Source organism: Pseudoalteromonas sp. K222D, from assembly GCF_017653575.1.
In the GTDB taxonomy this organism is placed as follows: domain Bacteria; phylum Pseudomonadota; class Gammaproteobacteria; order Enterobacterales; family Alteromonadaceae; genus Pseudoalteromonas; species Pseudoalteromonas nigrifaciens.
The window spans coordinates 19,334-34,077 of the sequence record NZ_JAGGDL010000022.1; the positions used below are offsets into that span (position 1 = coordinate 19,334).

General features: G+C 39.4%; 14 protein-coding genes and 4 tRNA genes. 8 read left to right on the plus strand and 10 right to left on the minus strand.

What is annotated here, in order from left to right:
- Positions 1-146: 146 nt before the first annotated feature.
- The 4 genes from J5X91_RS11800 to queE all read right to left on the minus strand — a co-directional run bounded on the left by J5X91_RS11800 (position 147) and on the right by queE (position 2,991).
- On the minus strand, positions 147-389 hold the full coding sequence (locus J5X91_RS11800; RefSeq protein WP_011327807.1) for a DUF2789 domain-containing protein: 243 nt from the start codon (positions 387-389) through the stop codon (positions 147-149).
- Positions 390-492: 103 nt separating this feature from the next.
- On the minus strand, positions 493-954 hold the full coding sequence (locus tag J5X91_RS11805; protein ID WP_089368007.1) for an NAD(P)H-dependent oxidoreductase: 462 nt from the start codon (positions 952-954) through the stop codon (positions 493-495).
- 433 nt (positions 955-1,387) lie between these two features.
- Positions 1,388-2,131 carry a class I SAM-dependent methyltransferase gene (locus J5X91_RS11810; protein ID WP_089368006.1) on the minus strand — a complete coding sequence of 248 codons (744 nt, stop codon included), beginning with the start codon at positions 2,129-2,131 and terminating at the stop codon, positions 1,388-1,390.
- A 194-nt stretch (positions 2,132-2,325) separates the two neighbouring features.
- Positions 2,326-2,991: a 7-carboxy-7-deazaguanine synthase QueE gene (gene queE, locus J5X91_RS11815; RefSeq protein ID WP_089368005.1), complete on the minus strand. Its 666-nt coding sequence runs from the start codon at positions 2,989-2,991 to the stop codon at positions 2,326-2,328.
- Between the two features lie 146 nt (positions 2,992-3,137).
- On the opposite strand from queE, the gene queC reads away from it, so the two are divergent.
- A complete protein-coding gene (queC, locus tag J5X91_RS11820; protein WP_011327802.1) occupies positions 3,138-3,794 on the plus strand; it encodes a 7-cyano-7-deazaguanine synthase QueC in 657 nt (218 codons plus the stop codon).
- A 47-nt stretch (positions 3,795-3,841) separates the two neighbouring features.
- Here the strand turns inward: queC and J5X91_RS11825 are convergent, their stop codons facing one another.
- Positions 3,842-4,291, minus strand: coding sequence for an isoprenylcysteine carboxylmethyltransferase family protein (locus J5X91_RS11825; RefSeq protein ID WP_011327801.1), 450 nt, complete (start codon positions 4,289-4,291; stop codon positions 3,842-3,844).
- A gap of 185 nt (positions 4,292-4,476) precedes the next feature.
- Between J5X91_RS11825 and J5X91_RS11830 the strand changes: the two genes are divergently transcribed.
- Entirely contained in the window at positions 4,477-4,719 is a 243-nt protein-coding gene (locus J5X91_RS11830) for a hypothetical protein (RefSeq protein ID WP_011327800.1), read from the plus strand.
- Here J5X91_RS11830 and J5X91_RS11835 read toward each other — a convergent pair.
- The 5 genes from J5X91_RS11835 to J5X91_RS11850 all read right to left on the minus strand — a co-directional run bounded on the left by J5X91_RS11835 (position 4,714) and on the right by J5X91_RS11850 (position 10,378).
- Positions 4,714-5,760, minus strand: a complete 1,047-nt coding sequence (locus J5X91_RS11835; RefSeq protein ID WP_208834914.1) for a hypothetical protein — start codon at positions 5,758-5,760, stop codon at positions 4,714-4,716. The genes J5X91_RS11830 and J5X91_RS11835 overlap by 6 nt on opposite strands.
- 105 nt (positions 5,761-5,865) lie before the next feature.
- Positions 5,866-5,997, minus strand: a complete 132-nt coding sequence (locus J5X91_RS18160) for a hypothetical protein (RefSeq protein ID WP_280117935.1) — start codon at positions 5,995-5,997, stop codon at positions 5,866-5,868.
- 72 nt (positions 5,998-6,069) lie between these two features.
- Positions 6,070-7,008 (minus strand): class I SAM-dependent methyltransferase, encoded by a 939-nt coding sequence (locus tag J5X91_RS11840; RefSeq protein WP_011327797.1) that lies wholly within the window; start codon positions 7,006-7,008, stop codon positions 6,070-6,072.
- 2 nt (positions 7,009-7,010) lie between these two features.
- Complete coding sequence (gene uvrB, locus J5X91_RS11845; protein WP_011327796.1) at positions 7,011-9,005, minus strand: excinuclease ABC subunit UvrB; 1,995 nt, start codon at positions 9,003-9,005, stop codon at positions 7,011-7,013.
- A complete protein-coding gene (locus J5X91_RS11850; RefSeq protein ID WP_011327795.1) occupies positions 9,002-10,378 on the minus strand; it encodes an MATE family efflux transporter in 1,377 nt (458 codons plus the stop codon). The genes uvrB and J5X91_RS11850 overlap by 4 nt, the downstream gene beginning before the upstream one ends.
- 1,049 nt (positions 10,379-11,427) lie before the next feature.
- Here J5X91_RS11850 and J5X91_RS11855 point away from each other — a divergent pair.
- The 6 genes from J5X91_RS11855 to rsxA all read left to right on the plus strand — a co-directional run bounded on the left by J5X91_RS11855 (position 11,428) and on the right by rsxA (position 14,743).
- Positions 11,428-11,504, plus strand: a tRNA-Asn gene (locus J5X91_RS11855).
- A gap of 22 nt (positions 11,505-11,526) precedes the next feature.
- Positions 11,527-11,603: transfer RNA gene (locus J5X91_RS11860), tRNA-Asn, on the plus strand.
- Between the two features lie 22 nt (positions 11,604-11,625).
- Positions 11,626-11,702: transfer RNA gene (locus tag J5X91_RS11865), tRNA-Asn, on the plus strand.
- Between the two features lie 25 nt (positions 11,703-11,727).
- Positions 11,728-11,804: transfer RNA gene (locus J5X91_RS11870), tRNA-Asn, on the plus strand.
- Between the two features lie 150 nt (positions 11,805-11,954).
- Positions 11,955-13,898, plus strand: coding sequence for an EAL domain-containing protein (locus J5X91_RS11875; protein ID WP_011327792.1), 1,944 nt, complete (start codon positions 11,955-11,957; stop codon positions 13,896-13,898).
- A 263-nt stretch (positions 13,899-14,161) separates the two neighbouring features.
- On the plus strand, positions 14,162-14,743 hold the full coding sequence (gene rsxA, locus J5X91_RS11880; protein WP_011327791.1) for an electron transport complex subunit RsxA: 582 nt from the start codon (positions 14,162-14,164) through the stop codon (positions 14,741-14,743).
- The last annotated feature ends 1 nt before the right edge of the window (position 14,744 follow it).

The window sequence follows — 14,744 nt, forward strand, 5'->3', positions numbered from 1 at the left end:
AACGTTCAATGATGATAATGTCTGAAGTCAAGATTTGACCCCTACGGCTTTAAGATTTGACCCCTACGGCTTTCTATGGTTTTTGTTCTACATTCGCTACGCCCAAGATCGACATATCTATTATCTGATAATTACTGCAAATTTATTTACTCAGCGACGTTTGACAAAAGTAAATTTAAATCATCGATGACTTGAGTCCACATGCTGTTTTTATCCCATTCCTCTTGGAGAAACGTGCGTTGGCTATCATTCCAAATCTTAGATTCTTTTAATGATTCGCCTGCTGCTAATTGATTTTTTTCGATAAACTCATTAATGGCGTCATCCGAACTGTCTAATCCTAATTGCGCAAACAAGTTATTCATCGTATATTCTGATTCTGCTAATATTTTGTTTCTCCTACAATTATTTTAATTTAAACCTTAGCATATTGGCCCGGGTAAGTATACTCAGCCTGGGTAGAGCACGCGGCTTACCCTGTGTTTTGGTTCGTTAATAAATCCCCACATCAAGCCCAGCTGCTATGGTCATACCTAACGCTTCGCATTGCTCAAGAAACGCTGGTTGCCAGTCGCCACGACACACTAATGGTGGATGAGCCCAGTGCCAACGCAAGCCACTACAAATTGATTCAACTGCTCGGCAAGTACCAGTACCATCGTTACCAGCACGAACAAATAATGCACAAGGCAAACCCTGTTTTACATCTAGGCAAGGGTAATAACAACGGTCAAAAAAATCTTTCAATGCGCCACTCATATAACCGAGGTTTTCCGTCGTGCCCATAATTATCGCATCGCAAGCTAATACATCTTCAGGTGTGGCGTTTAATGGTGATACCCAGCGGGCTTGTACTTGCTCAATTTCTGGATGCTGTGCCCCTGTCAAAACAGCATTAACCATTAACTGGGTATTTTTAGAGGGCGCATGGGCAACAATTAACAGTGTTTTCATAGTTTTCCTGCTTTTTATTTTAGCGGCAACTGTTTTTCGCCAGCTGTGTTACTGCCGGTAGAGTAGAATTTTTATACTATAAGATAAAGCCATTGATAAGTTAATACTATGTCATTAGATAAAATACCGGCACAAATTGCCACCGTTCAGCAAAGGCCATGTGAAAAATGCTGCCTGAGACAAAGGTGAGACAAAGGGGTCAGAGACAAAGAGACAAAGGGGTCAAATCTTGACTTCAGACATCACGATTAATTAACGACTGATCTCTAATCGTACGACAATGCTAAATGCTGATAATAATTGGTAAGGGATTTTGCTGTGTCGGATGGCGCTTCGCTTATCTGACCTACGTTTTCAAATATATAATGCGGGTTTATTTGGGGTGGGTATTCGTTGGGTTTCGCTACGCTCTACCCAACCTACGTCGTTTGTCTTAAATTTTTACGCAAGCAAAAATAGCATTGCCCGAATTACCATTCCACGGGGTTATTTGCTCATAGTTATGCTCAAATATATGGATTTCGAAATAAGGCTGCAAAACTGCTTTTAGCTCAGTGAAGCTAAGCGCCACCATGGGGTGTTCATCATTCCAGATGAATGTTTCATCGCTTGTGGTTTTTTCAATACGCAGTTTTAGCGACTGTTTTTCGCCCGTGCCACTGTAATGCCAGCCAGAGCTGAAGGTAAATAAACTATTTTCACTAGTTGCTGTATGTTTTACAAATGAATCGTTATTTATAGTATTTTTATCAACTGCGTTAAAACACAACATGCCACCGGCTTTTAGTGCGTTATGTACGCTGATGATACATGCTTTTAATTTTTCAATGCCATCACAGTAGTGAATTGAATACAAAAAACAGGTAATTAAATTTTGCTGCTGCGCTACGGTAAACTCGCTCATATTTTGCAATGTAAATTGTGCTTCTGGGCAGCGAATAGCGGCTCGATCTAGCATAGGTTGATTAATGTCGAGGCCACTGCTTGTATAGCCAAAATTAATAAAATGCCGTACATGCGGGCCTGTGCCACACGCTAAATCTAGGTGTGTATTTGCGCCATTACCAAAAATTTGGTGTAACCGTTTAATAAAATGGCTTTGAGCTTGATAATCTATATCAGCGCACATTAAGTCATAGTAACCAGAGAGATCTGTGTATAAAGCATTTGCGGACATATTGGCCTAGTTATTAAAGGGTAAGTAATTTGGGTGGCGCATAGTAAACTAGTTATTAGTATTAGCGAAGTAAGCTTTAGGGTAGATGTAATTAAGGGTGTCGGATGGCGCTTCGCTTATCCGACCTAGGTAATATAAATTAACGCCGAGCTGGTATTAGCTCAAAGCTAATCACTTAAAACCCGGCTTAATTATTAGTTAATCCCTAAATACTTATGCACTTGAATTGATAAGCGCCAGTTTTTAGCAATACAGGTTTTAATAGCCAGTTTAGTTGCTGACTCTTTTTGGCTAATAGGCTGTAAATAAACCAATTTAGGGTTAACACCCGTTTTAACAAACAGCTCTTCTAGCTCCTCTACATGCTTTTGCATGGCAACGGGGTGTTTAATTTCGTTGGCGCGCTGCATGGCGGTTGTAAGTACCTCAAAACCGCCGCGCATATTAATTTTTGGCGATACAGTAACCCAAGTTTGCGCTGGGGCAAGTATTTCAAAGGTGCCGCTGGTTTCTATTTGCGTACTGAAGCCGTTTTCGTGCAATAAATTACACACTGGGTTTAAGTCGTACATGCAAGGCTCGCCACCTGTGATCACCACATGCTTTGCGGTATAACCACGTGATTGAAATAACGCTAATATGTTTGCTGCGCTGGCTTGTGCCCAATGATCTGAATCGGCCTTTTTTTCTACTGTTTCGTCAAGCGACACTTTGTACACATTATCAACATCCCATGTTTGTTTTGTATCGCACCAAGAGCACCCTACTGGGCAACCTTGCAAACGCAAAAATATAGATGGTGTACCAGTATAACTAGCTTCACCTTGGATGGTTTCAAACACTTCATTTATTTTGTACAAAAGAGAACTCACTTACGATCAAGCAGCAAAATTGCTACCATTAAGGACTAAATAGCGCAGCGCAAAAATTGTTATTTATGCCGTGGGCATGTAGTATATCGTGCCCTGATATAAACCTCTATTAAAACTAAAGAGCAAAACCAGATATGACGCAAAAAGTAGTAGTTATTTATTCCGGCGGTATGGATTCATTTACCGTATTAAATAAGGCCCTGCAACAAGGACATGATGTTTATGCCTTATCGTTTGACTATGGTCAGCGTCATGTAAAAGAACTTAAGGTGGCAGCCCAGGTATGTAAGCAATTAAATGTGCCACACAAAATTGTTGATATTTCGGCTATTAATCAAATTATTGGCGGCTCATCTTTAACTGATGATATTGACGTGCCAGAAGGCCATTACGAAGAAGACAGCATGAAAAGCACAATAGTGCCAAACCGTAATATGATTTTACTGTCTTTAGCGGTAGGTTATGCAGTGTCGCTTAAAGCGAGCCAGGTTTATTATGGTGCCCACTCTGGGGATCATGCGATTTACCCTGATTGTCGTCCTGAATTTGTGCAAAAAATGGATGATGTGTGCCGCATTGCCAACTACGATGCCGTAGAAATTTTTAGCCCGTATTTAAACAATACAAAAATTGATATTTTAACCGATGGTATTGCAATGGGCTTAGATTACAGCCAAACATGGACCTGTTATAACGGCCGTGAAAAAGCCTGTGGTAAATGTGGGGCATGCCAAGAGCGCTTAGAAGCATTTGAGGTCAATAACTTAACCGACCCGCTAGAATACGAATAAACAATTTATTAAGGCTATCATCGATAGCCTTTTTTATGGGTGCTTGTTTATAGCCAGCGTTTTACTTTGTTTTTGTATTGGATGTAATCCTCACCAAAGAGCTGAGTAAGCGCCCGCTCTTCAGGAATAATTTGAAACAGTGTTAAGTAGGCAATAAAACCCGCCACACACAAAAGTGCCCATAACGAGCTTAACCAAATACCCCACCCTAGTAGTATAAATACAAAACCCACATACATAGGGTTACGAGAAAACCTATAAACGCCACTGGTAACTAAATTTGTCGCTTGCTCTGGTTTACTTGGGTTTACTGTGGTGTTAGCCAAACGAAAACTAACCAATCCGGCAATACAAAATACGCAGCCTATAGTTACTAAACTCACCGTTAAATATAAAATAAAGGCACTAAAATCAATCACACTATAATGTGCAATTAAGGCCATTATTAATGCAAAAAAAAGCACAACAACAAGTGGAGGAATTTTATTATTTAACATAGCAGCTCACTTAATTAGTTAATAAAAGGGGCAAACTCTTTGCTTAATCATTACACAATATAGCCAATGTATAAACTACCAGCACACCGGCAATCAACATTTAGAAAAATAAAGTTACAATTAGGCGCTTTATCGTAAATGTATTACGGTTATACTTTAACCAAAGTAATTAACAGGAAGCGGTTATGTCGGGCACTACCATGATTGTATTAATTGTACTTATATCTGTTGGCTCTGGAGTTATATACGATATGTACAAAAAACATTTAGAATTTAAACACCGTATGCAAAATAATAATAGCGATGCTAATAAGCACCTTGCTGAAGTAAGTGCGCAAGTTCAAGCATTAAAAGAGCGTGTGCAAACCCTTGAAACCATAGTTACCGATTCAAGCTTTGACGTAAAACAAGAAATAAATAAACTATAAATAATTTTCATATAAATGGGCATTTTCTGGCTGCTCAATACCGTGGGCAGCTAAAAAACCACCAATAACCTGACCACAGCCCTGTGGTGCTCGGGTGCTGTCTATTTCAAAGTTTAATTGGTTAGCGTGCTGCTTGCCCATAGAGCACAAGCCTACCGCGTCTGGCGAACGTATAGCTACACTTAACTCCCCTATTTGCTCGGCCATTACCTGTTTGCTAAAGCGTGCAAAATTTTTATATTTAAAGTGCTCGCTTACATACTCGTTACTAATGGCTACAAGCGCTGTAATAAAGCCATGTAAAAAGCTATTTGCCGACGTATCGGTTATTAAAAATGCCATGGTTTTATTATTAAACTCATTTAATTGGCAATCACTGCAATTAAGCTCAAGCGTATATAAGTGCTGTTTACTGGTTATTACTTGATGGTTTTTAATCACTATGCTCATACCGGCAAATATCAGCCGTTTAGCTATCGATTGAGCGCTCGCTTGATCAGTGCTATTACTTACCAACTCAGGGTTTTGCGCCATTAATGACAAGTCGTGATGGTTATTAAATGGCGTACTTGTTGCCCCTTTATGCGTTAATTGCAGCAGCTCTCGCACTTCGTGCTCTCGTGCTATTTTAAGTGCTAAAAACGCAGTTTGAATAAGCTCTGAGGTTGGTAGGTTTTTTTCTACTAGCCAGCGCCTGCCAAATAATAATTTTTTTGCGCGAGTGTGGTTTTTGTTAGCTGCGCTATTTTTCTCGCAGTTTGAATTATTTGAATAGTTGTCTGGGCTAAGCACTGCCACTTGTAAGTAAAGCTGTTCATTTTGCTGGGCAGCAACCACTCTAAAGTGCGCCGAAAAGTCGATATTTTCAAGCACTGTATTAACACTTTCAAGTGTGTGTTGGTAGCGTAAAAAATGCTGTGGAACAACCCAATTATTATTCTTTAATTGCACCAAAGGGGCATACGAAATTGGCTGCTCGTAACTGTATTGCCATTTTTTATTATTGACGAGAGGTATACGGTGGCTGTTTTTATTTGGCATAAATTAGTTCGCACATGGCAATATATTGTCTGTAGCTATTTACGTTATTAGCGGCAATATTAGATCACATTTATGTGCAATTCTAAGTGGCTAATATTTAATTAATTAAGCTCTGCGTTTGTGATGATCGGGTGCAGGAATGCCTGCCTTAAAAGTAAAATCACCTATTACCCCCATAAACACTACTTTAGGTAAATAGCGCCTTAGTAATAAAAATGGCGCATGTATTATAAACATTGCGCCACGGCTCATTTTTTACTGGTAACTAATAACTAAAAACTGGTTATTAATTAAGAGTCATAATTTAAATTAGGCTACTGTTTGCGATGTTTTATAAACAAGCGCTTTTAAGCTTCTGTCACGATCTACTTCAATAAAACGCTCTGTAGCAGCTAACCGTTCAACAAACTCAATAGCGCCCTCTGTGTGCTCTGTAATTAAGGCTTTAAAAGCCTCTTCACTAAGCTCTGGGCTGTTAGCGCAAAGTAATAACTGGGTTGTATCGCTTAATAGCTCAGGTAATCTGCGCAGTACTTTTTGATAGTCTTTCGTTAAAATAAAGCTGCCTTTTTGAAAGCTTGGCGGATCAACAATAATGAGATCAAACGGCGCTGCTTTTTTTAATTTACCAAACGACTTTAAAATATCATGCGGTAAAAAGCTCACCCCTTTATTAAAGCCATTGAGCTGATGATTTTGTTTACCCACCCTAAGCACGCCTTTGCTCATATCCATGTTCATTACATGATCGGCTCCGCCTTGCATTGCCGCCAGCGAAAACCCACAGGTATACGAAAATAAGTTAAGTACTTTTGCCTGTTTACTGTTTGCTTGCACAAACTCACGGCCGCTGCGCATATCAGGAAATATTCCAGTATTTTGGCGGCTGGTTAAATCAACTAAAAAGCCAATACCGTTTTCTTTTACCACATGTTGGCTAGGCAATTGCCCATAAACCAGAGTGTTTTGGCTTTGTACACCCGCGCGCTGCTGATACACAAGCGCAGTAATAAGCTCAGGGTGATGTTGCTGCGCCCATTGCCACAGCACACTGGTTAGTTCGCTCAGCGTTGGCTCATCTATTTCATCATAAGACACTAAAAACAAACTAGGTGGGTAAAAGTCTAAGTTAATATGGCTTAGCGCTTCTACGCTATGGCCGCGGCCATGAAACACGCGGCACAGCTCATTTTTTAATAAAGGGGCATCGGCTAATGCGTCAATAAGTGGAGTAAAATTAGGGGTCATAGTTAATTTATCAACTGTTGTTGGAGTTCGTGTATTTCATCACGCACTGAGGCTGCTTTTTCAAATTCTAGATCACTGGCGTAAGCGTGCATTTTACTGTCGAGTTGCTTAATTTGCACTGTGATTTCTTTAGCACTAAGGACTTTTTTAGACTCTTTACGAATGAGTCTAAGGTTATCTTTTGGCCCTGCTTCTTCGCCTACGTCCATCGAATCTAGAATCTTTTTGGCTAACGAATGTGGTTCAATACCGTGTTCAATATTATAAGCATGCTGAATTTCGCGCCTACGTGCGGTTTCGTCCATCGCCTTAGCCATCGATTTTGTAATTCGGTCACCGTATAAAATTGCGCGCCCTTCTAAATGACGTGCGGCGCGGCCTACGGTTTGAATAATAGAGCGCGCTGAGCGTAAAAAGCCTTCTTTATCGGCATCAAGAATTGCCACCAGTGCTACTTCTGGCATATCGAGGCCTTCACGCAGTAAGTTAATGCCTACTAACACATCAAATACTCCAGCGCGTAAATCGCGAATAATTTCGACTCGCTCTACGGTGTCTATATCTGAGTGAAGGTAGCGCACTTTTACATTGTGCTCACTTAAGTAGTCGGTTAAATCCTCCGACATACGTTTGGTTAGCGTGGTAACCAGTACCCGCTCACCTTTCTCAACACTTTTATAAATTTCTGAAAGCAAGTCGTCAACCTGGTCCCCCACTGGGCGCACTTCAATAAGTGGATCAAGCAGTCCTGTTGGTCGAATTACTTGCTCTGCAATTGCGCCTACGCAGCGATCTAATTCAAAATCGCCTGGGGTTGCCGACACATAAATTGTTTGTGGCGAAATAGCTTCAAATTCTTCAAAGCGCAGTGGGCGGTTATCCATAGCCGATGGCATTCTAAAACCATATTCAACCAGGTTTTCTTTGCGGCTTCTGTCGCCTTTGTACATAGCGCCAATTTGCGACACTGTTACATGCGATTCATCAATAATCATTAATGCATCGTCGGGTAAATAGTCAAGTAAAGTTGGCGGCGGATCGCCCGGTGTACGCCCCGATAAGTAACGGCTGTAGTTTTCTATGCCCGAGCAATAACCAAGCTCGCGCATCATTTCAATGTCGTACTGCGTACGCTGTGTTACGCGCTGCTCTTCTACCAATTTATTGGCACTTAATAGCTGTGCTCGGCGATCTTTTAGCTCTTCTTGTATTTTTTCGATAGCACCAAGAATTTTTTCACGCGGGGTTACATAGTGTGTTTTAGGGTAAATAGTGGTGCGCACTATGTGTTTTTCAATTGCGCCTGTGAGGGGGTCAAAAATACTTAAGCGTTCTATTTCGTCATCAAACATTTCTACGCGTATCGCAAATGTGCTTGATTCTGCAGGAAATATATCAACCACTTCGCCACGTACTCGGTACGTGCCGCGGCTAAAGTCTACATCATTACGGGTATATTGTATTTCGGCTAAGCGGCGTAGCATATCGCGCTGATCCACTTTTTCGCCCACTTTTAAAAGTAGCATCATTTTCATGTATGATTTTGGATCGCCCAAACCATAAATGGCCGACACTGAGGCTACAATTATAGTATCGCGGCGCTCAAGCAGTGCCTTTGTAGCACTTAAGCGCATTTGCTCAATGTGTTCGTTAATAGATGCGTCTTTTTCTATAAACGTATCACTAGAAACCACATAGGCTTCTGGCTGGTAATAATCGTAATAAGAAACAAAATATTCAACTGCGTTTTTAGGAAAAAACTCTTTCATTTCCCCGTAAAGTTGCGCGGCTAAGGTTTTGTTATGTGCCATTATTATCGTTGGACGGTTTAAGTCGTTAATAATGTTAGCCATGGTAAAGGTTTTACCTGTGCCGGTAGCACCTAGCAAGGTTTGATGAGCAAGCCCGGCCTCAAGTCCTTCGCATAACTGCGCAATCGCGGTGGGCTGATCTCCCGCAGGCTTAAAGTGTGACTTTAGTTGAAAATGATCGCTCAATGACTGCACTCCTGTAACGATTGGTTACTTAATGTTTCAAGCTCTTTCATAAACCATTTATAGGCCACCAAAGCGGTAAACAAGTTACCCACAGCAGCGCCAATAAATAACCCCAATAAGCCAGCAAGTTCGTTGCCTATATACGCAAAGGGTAAATAAAAAATAAATAAACGAATAATACTTAAAAACAATGCGTTCATCGGTTTATGTAAAGCATTAAACGATGAGTTTGATAATATGATCACCCCTTGCAAGCCGTAGCTTAATGGAATGGTGTAAATAAATAGTTTTATAACATCAATAACGGCTTGTTCTTTGCCAAATAACTGGCTTAACACGCCTGCACTAGCAATTAGTAATATATAAATAATAAACTGCCAAACCATTACAAATTTTAAGGTGCCGGTGTAGGCGTCTTTCACTCTTGATAATTTACTAGCACCAAAGTTTTGGCTTATAAATGGGGGTAATGTCATCGAAAGCGCTAATACTAACAAGCTGGCAATAGATTCTATTTTACTCCCTACCCCAAATGCAGCAACCGCTTCGGGTCCATGGTGAGCCACTAATGCGGTCATTACTGCCATTGCAACTGGCGTAAGCATATTTGCCCCTGCCGCAGGCAAACCAATTTTTAATATTTTACTAATAGAGCCAATAACCGTTTGTTTACCTGCTTTTAAACTCAATAAACGTTTTTTTAGTAATATATATAAAATAACCACTACCGCTACTGACCAGGCAATAACACTGGAAATAGCAGCGCCTTCAATACCTAATGCCGGAATAGGTCCAAAGCCAAAAATAAGTATAGGATCGCAAATGGCATTTATTAGCCCTGCCCCGCCCATCACAAAGCTAGGCGTTTTGGTGTCGCCGCTGGCACGTAATACCGAGTTGCCAATCATAGGTGTTATTAAACACACGCTGCCTAAAAACCATACATTCATATACTGATGTATTAGCGGTAATACGTTTTCACCAGCCCCTAGTAAAGTAAATATGGGGTCAATAAACACATAACCAAAAAAAGATAATATAAGTACCAAAATCACAGCCACCAATAAAGAAATACTGGCATCAAAACGTGCTTCATTTACTTTGTGGCTGCCCAAGGCTTTTGCAATAACCGCAGAAGTGCCTATGCCCAAACCAATGGCTAAGCTTATTACCATAAAAGTAACCGGAAATGTAAAGCTCACGGCTGCTAATGGCTCTGTTCCTAATAAGCTAATAAAAAACGTATCAACAATGTTAAACATCATCAACGACACCAGGCCAAATATCATTGGAATGGTCATTTTTTTTAGTGTTGGCGAGATAGGATCATTGAGTAAATCAGGGCGAGTATGTTTTTCTGAAATTACGCGCATAGAATAAGTTGGCCTCTTTTTACTGAGCTAAACATTTTAAAGCATCTGGGCAATTCAAGCCATGCTTTATTGAGTATAGAGGGCTAAATACCTAACTAAGGAGTAAAGCTTTGTTTTCAAGCCTTAGCGTATAAATTCACCTTGAGAGCGCCAAAAAACAAATATAGATCATTTAAATTACTTTTATAACATTTAACGCTTCATAAATGGTGCATTATCACACAACATATTTTTTTACTTTATCGTCACGAAAAGTTTTACTTATCGTTAGAGTCGCTTTCAGCATCAATTCGTAACACACTGTTTTTTAATGATTTAAAAAAACATTCTTAAAGACTTGAAATCGTTGCAGCCCCCTAAAATACTGGGGGTACTGAAGTTCATAAAGTTTAATAAACAGAGTTATCCACAGAAACCGTGGATAACTCATTCAAAGCCGCATTTATAAAGGGGTTACAGCGGATCAAATAAAATGCCGTATTAAACTTATCCACGTTACCAATATGAAAACTTTCTTGGGCTTTAATGTAAAGCTTGCTGTTAGCTGCAATCACCACCTTATTGAGCAACCTAAAGGTGTAAATAAAATTATTTAAGCTATTGATTGTGTTGTTTTTGTACAAACCTTTGCGATTGGCTAATTATTAACTAATAAGTAATTAAATAAAGATATTTTTAGTTTTTGCCGTATTCGTTTTTTATGGAATTTAAGTATTAAATCGATTTTAAGCGTTAAATTTTAAAAACCACTCTGCCTGTGTAAGCTCTTTACGGTAATGTTTTTGTAATATTGAGCGCTATTTTTAGGTGTAATGGCTGTTTTTTATATTTTAAATTAAGTAAATACGCCCTTTAATTTAATAATTTTTAAAAACAAAAGTACTTTTTCATAAAAATGATGCGCTTTAATTTTGGCATTTGTGCTATAAAACGTGCAGATCGAACACAAAAACAACGAATAGAGTTCTTTTTTGTATTTATGATCTTTTATGTGTTGACACTTTGCGGCTGGATCATTAATATTTCGCCCCGTTGAAAGGCAAGACGCTTCCCCCTTAGCTCAGTTGGTTAGAGCGACGGACTGTTAATCCGCAGGTCCCCCGTTCGAGTCGGGGAGGGGGAGCCAAGTTTTTTCAACCATAAACGATTCCCCCTTAGCTCAGTTGGTTAGAGCGACGGACTGTTAATCCGCAGGTCCCCCGTTCGAGTCGGGGAGGGGGAGCCAAGTTTATGTTTATGATAGTAGTTCCCCCTTAGCTCAGTTGGTTAGAGCGACGGACTGTTAATCCGCAGGTCCCCCGTTCGAGTCGGGGAGGGGGAGCCAAATCATAAAATAGCACTACTTTAGTTCCCCCTTAGCTCAGTTGGTTAGAGCGACGGACTGTTAATCCGCAGGTCCCCCGTTCGAGTCGGGGAGGGGGAGCCAATTGCTAATAATTCCATAGACATTCCTCTCAATATCTACTACCCTTTCTGATTAATAACTAAAGTATATTCACTCAATTTTCGTGTTACGATTAGTTTATAAATCAAGGATTTGATTCCTTCCCTTTCTGACAATTAAAAGATTGAAAAAATGGCAGGCTTTAAAAAACTCATATTAATACAAATACTCTCTTGGTTAGCATGTGTTGCCGTTGGTAGTTATTTTATAGCTATTAGCTTTAATTACACAGTTAACGAAGCGCAAAAAAATGCACAAGCTACAGTCCAAAATTATATAGATGGTTTAACTTTATCTGATATATCAACAAACAATTTTAAACGCGCTATTACTAATAACGATACTTTTGCAAACTTCATCCTCAGAGACAATCAAGGAGCTGAAGTATTTAAAGTAACGCATTCCCCTGCACTGCCTTTTATTGCCGAATTTGTACAAACAAATTTTAACTCGGTACGTCCCCAGTTTGTAAGCGGTAGTAATACTGATATAAAAGTAGAATTTACACTTAATGTGCAACGTTTTGCACACTTATTACAAAGCGCGTTTTTTATTATTGTGCTTGTTAGTACTTTTTTAGTCCTTATTCCTATGGCGTTAATGAAGACCCTTTCTCATAGAGTAAATAAAAGAATTAGTATGGACGTGGCTGATGTTATTGATGTTTATATAAATCAAAACCAGTTAGATCATGACCTAGAAGTCAGCCTTGATACAAGCAGGCTCAAAAGCCAAGGAAAGAGCTTAGTTCCTAGCTTTAATCGTTTATCGCACTTTTTGAAAAGTAAAAATGAAGATCTGCAAAACGCAGCACTCACAATAAAACACCAAGCCTATAAAGATGGTGTAACCGATTTAGGCAATCGGAATATGTTTGTTGAGTATTATGAAAAAAATATAGAAAACAGCGAAAAAAGCACTTTTGGTACACTCGCTTTAATTAGGTGTAGTGAACTGCAATCTATTAACCAAACCCGCGGTTATCAAAAAGGTGATGAATACATTAAAGGTGTGGCTGATATTATTAAGCACATTAGTGGCACCTACACTGGCAGCCAAGTATTTAGACTTAATAGTTCTGATTTTGTAGCTGTATTACCTAATATACCGCTAAAAGAAGCCGAACGTTTTGGTGAAAACTTACAATCTCGCTTTACTCAGTATCAACAAACCCAAGAGCTCAGCTCAGTGGCTAATACTGGTATTGTGGGTTACGAAAAAGCAAAACCACTTGGTGAGTTACTTTCGGTAGTAGATAACGCCATGAGTATGGCGCAATCAAAACATGCTAACGCTTGGCATGTACAGCGCGAAAGCGATTTAATTAATAATGTAAGTGCTGGATTTGGTAATCAAAATTGGCGCAAAGTTATAAATGAAGTAATTGAAGCTAAACGTGTGCATTTAGTAATGCAAAATATTATGCCTTTGGGCAAAAATATTAAAGCGTATGCTGAGATTCAGGTGCGATTTAAAACCGAAGATAATCAAATGCTACCTACAGCCTCATTTTTAGCCATGGCCGAAAAACTTGATATGGCTATAGAAATCGACAGGCTAATTATTGACTCATCACTTGAGAAAATAAAAAGCCGAAATCTTTCAGAAAAGTTTTTTGGTTTAAATGTTACGCCTTCAAGTGCGCACAACGACCAGTTTGTAATTTGGTTAGAACGCCGATTATTAAAAGATACCCATATTGCATCAAAACTTGTTTTTGAAGTAAGTGAATTTGGGCTACAACAAAACATTAAAGCGAGTAAACGCTTTATTGACATGATTCATCGCGTGGGTGCTCGCATAACAGTTGAGCGTTTTGGTGTTGGCTTAACATCGTTTAAGTTTTTCCGCGATTTAAAACCAGACTTTATTAAAATGGATGCCAGTTATACCCGCGGCCTAGAAGATGATAAAAACAATCAATATTTTATGCGCTTAATGGTCGATTTAGCACACAGGATTGGTGTAAGTGTTTTTGCTGAAGGGGTCGAAAGCCAAGAAGAAAAGCACATTATAGAAACCCTGTGCTTAGATGGTGTACAAGGTTACTACATAGAAAAACCTAAAGACATTTGATATAAGGGCGTAGTTAACCCAAGTTCAGGTTATTTAATTAATAAAAAGAGCACTTGTTGCTCTTTTTTGCTTTATTTTCAGTACTGTCACCCATACTAAAACCATAACGTTAAATAAACTCTACAAACAAATTACAGTAATTTTACATCTTCATTATGCGTTAATTATTTTACCTTATTTATTTGACTGATAACTACTCCACATGTTGTTTATCTCGGCAGAAAAAAGGATAATGCATTGGATTTTAATAGCGCGAGGCACACATGACAGAATATGTATTGTTATTGATTGGCACTGTTCTGGTTAATAACTTTGTATTAGTACAATTTTTAGGCTTGTGTCCGTTTATGGGCGTGTCGAGTAAACTAGACACGGCTATAGGTATGTCTTTGGCTACCACTTTTGTGCTTACCCTTGCCTCTGTAACCAGCTACTTAGTTAACCAATATATTTTAATACCGTTGGATATTACCTATTTACGCACCATGAGCTTTATTTTAGTGATCGCTGTAGTAGTACAATTTACCGAAATGGTAGTACGTAAAACAAGCCCTACTTTATATCGCTTGCTGGGTATTTTTTTACCCCTTATAACCACAAACTGTGCTGTGCTAGGCGTTGCATTACTTAACATTAAAGAAGATCACTCCTTTTTACAGTCGGCGGTTTATGGCTTTGGTGCCGCAGTTGGTTTTTCGTTAGTACTTGTATTGTTTGCTGCCCTGCGAGAGCGCCTTGCAGCGGCCGATGTTCCTACCCCCTTTAAAGGTGCCTCTATTGCCTTAATTACCGCAGGCTTAATGTCGATGGCATTTATGGGGTTTACCGGATTAGTGAAGTTTTAAT

What these genes read in the sequence shown, in the direction of transcription:
- J5X91_RS11805 (WP_089368007.1), bottom strand. Translation starts at nt 954, where the DNA reads ATGAAAACACTGTTAATTGTTGCCCATGCGCCCTCTAAAAATACCCAG.
- J5X91_RS11810 (WP_089368006.1), bottom strand. Translation starts at nt 2,131, where the DNA reads ATGTCCGCAAATGCTTTATACACAGATCTCTCTGGTTACTATGACTTA.
- queC (WP_011327802.1), top strand. Translation starts at nt 3,138, where the DNA reads ATGACGCAAAAAGTAGTAGTTATTTATTCCGGCGGTATGGATTCATTT.
- J5X91_RS11825 (WP_011327801.1), bottom strand. Translation starts at nt 4,291, where the DNA reads ATGTTAAATAATAAAATTCCTCCACTTGTTGTTGTGCTTTTTTTTGCA.
- J5X91_RS11830 (WP_011327800.1), top strand. Translation starts at nt 4,477, where the DNA reads ATGTCGGGCACTACCATGATTGTATTAATTGTACTTATATCTGTTGGC.
- J5X91_RS11835 (WP_208834914.1), bottom strand. Translation starts at nt 5,760, where the DNA reads ATGCCAAATAAAAACAGCCACCGTATACCTCTCGTCAATAATAAAAAA.
- J5X91_RS18160 (WP_280117935.1), bottom strand. Translation starts at nt 5,997, where the DNA reads ATGTTTATAATACATGCGCCATTTTTATTACTAAGGCGCTATTTACCT.
- J5X91_RS11840 (WP_011327797.1), bottom strand. Translation starts at nt 7,008, where the DNA reads ATGACCCCTAATTTTACTCCACTTATTGACGCATTAGCCGATGCCCCT.
- J5X91_RS11850 (WP_011327795.1), bottom strand. Translation starts at nt 10,378, where the DNA reads ATGCGCGTAATTTCAGAAAAACATACTCGCCCTGATTTACTCAATGAT.
- J5X91_RS11875 (WP_011327792.1), top strand. Translation starts at nt 11,955, where the DNA reads ATGGCAGGCTTTAAAAAACTCATATTAATACAAATACTCTCTTGGTTA.
- rsxA (WP_011327791.1), top strand. Translation starts at nt 14,162, where the DNA reads ATGACAGAATATGTATTGTTATTGATTGGCACTGTTCTGGTTAATAAC.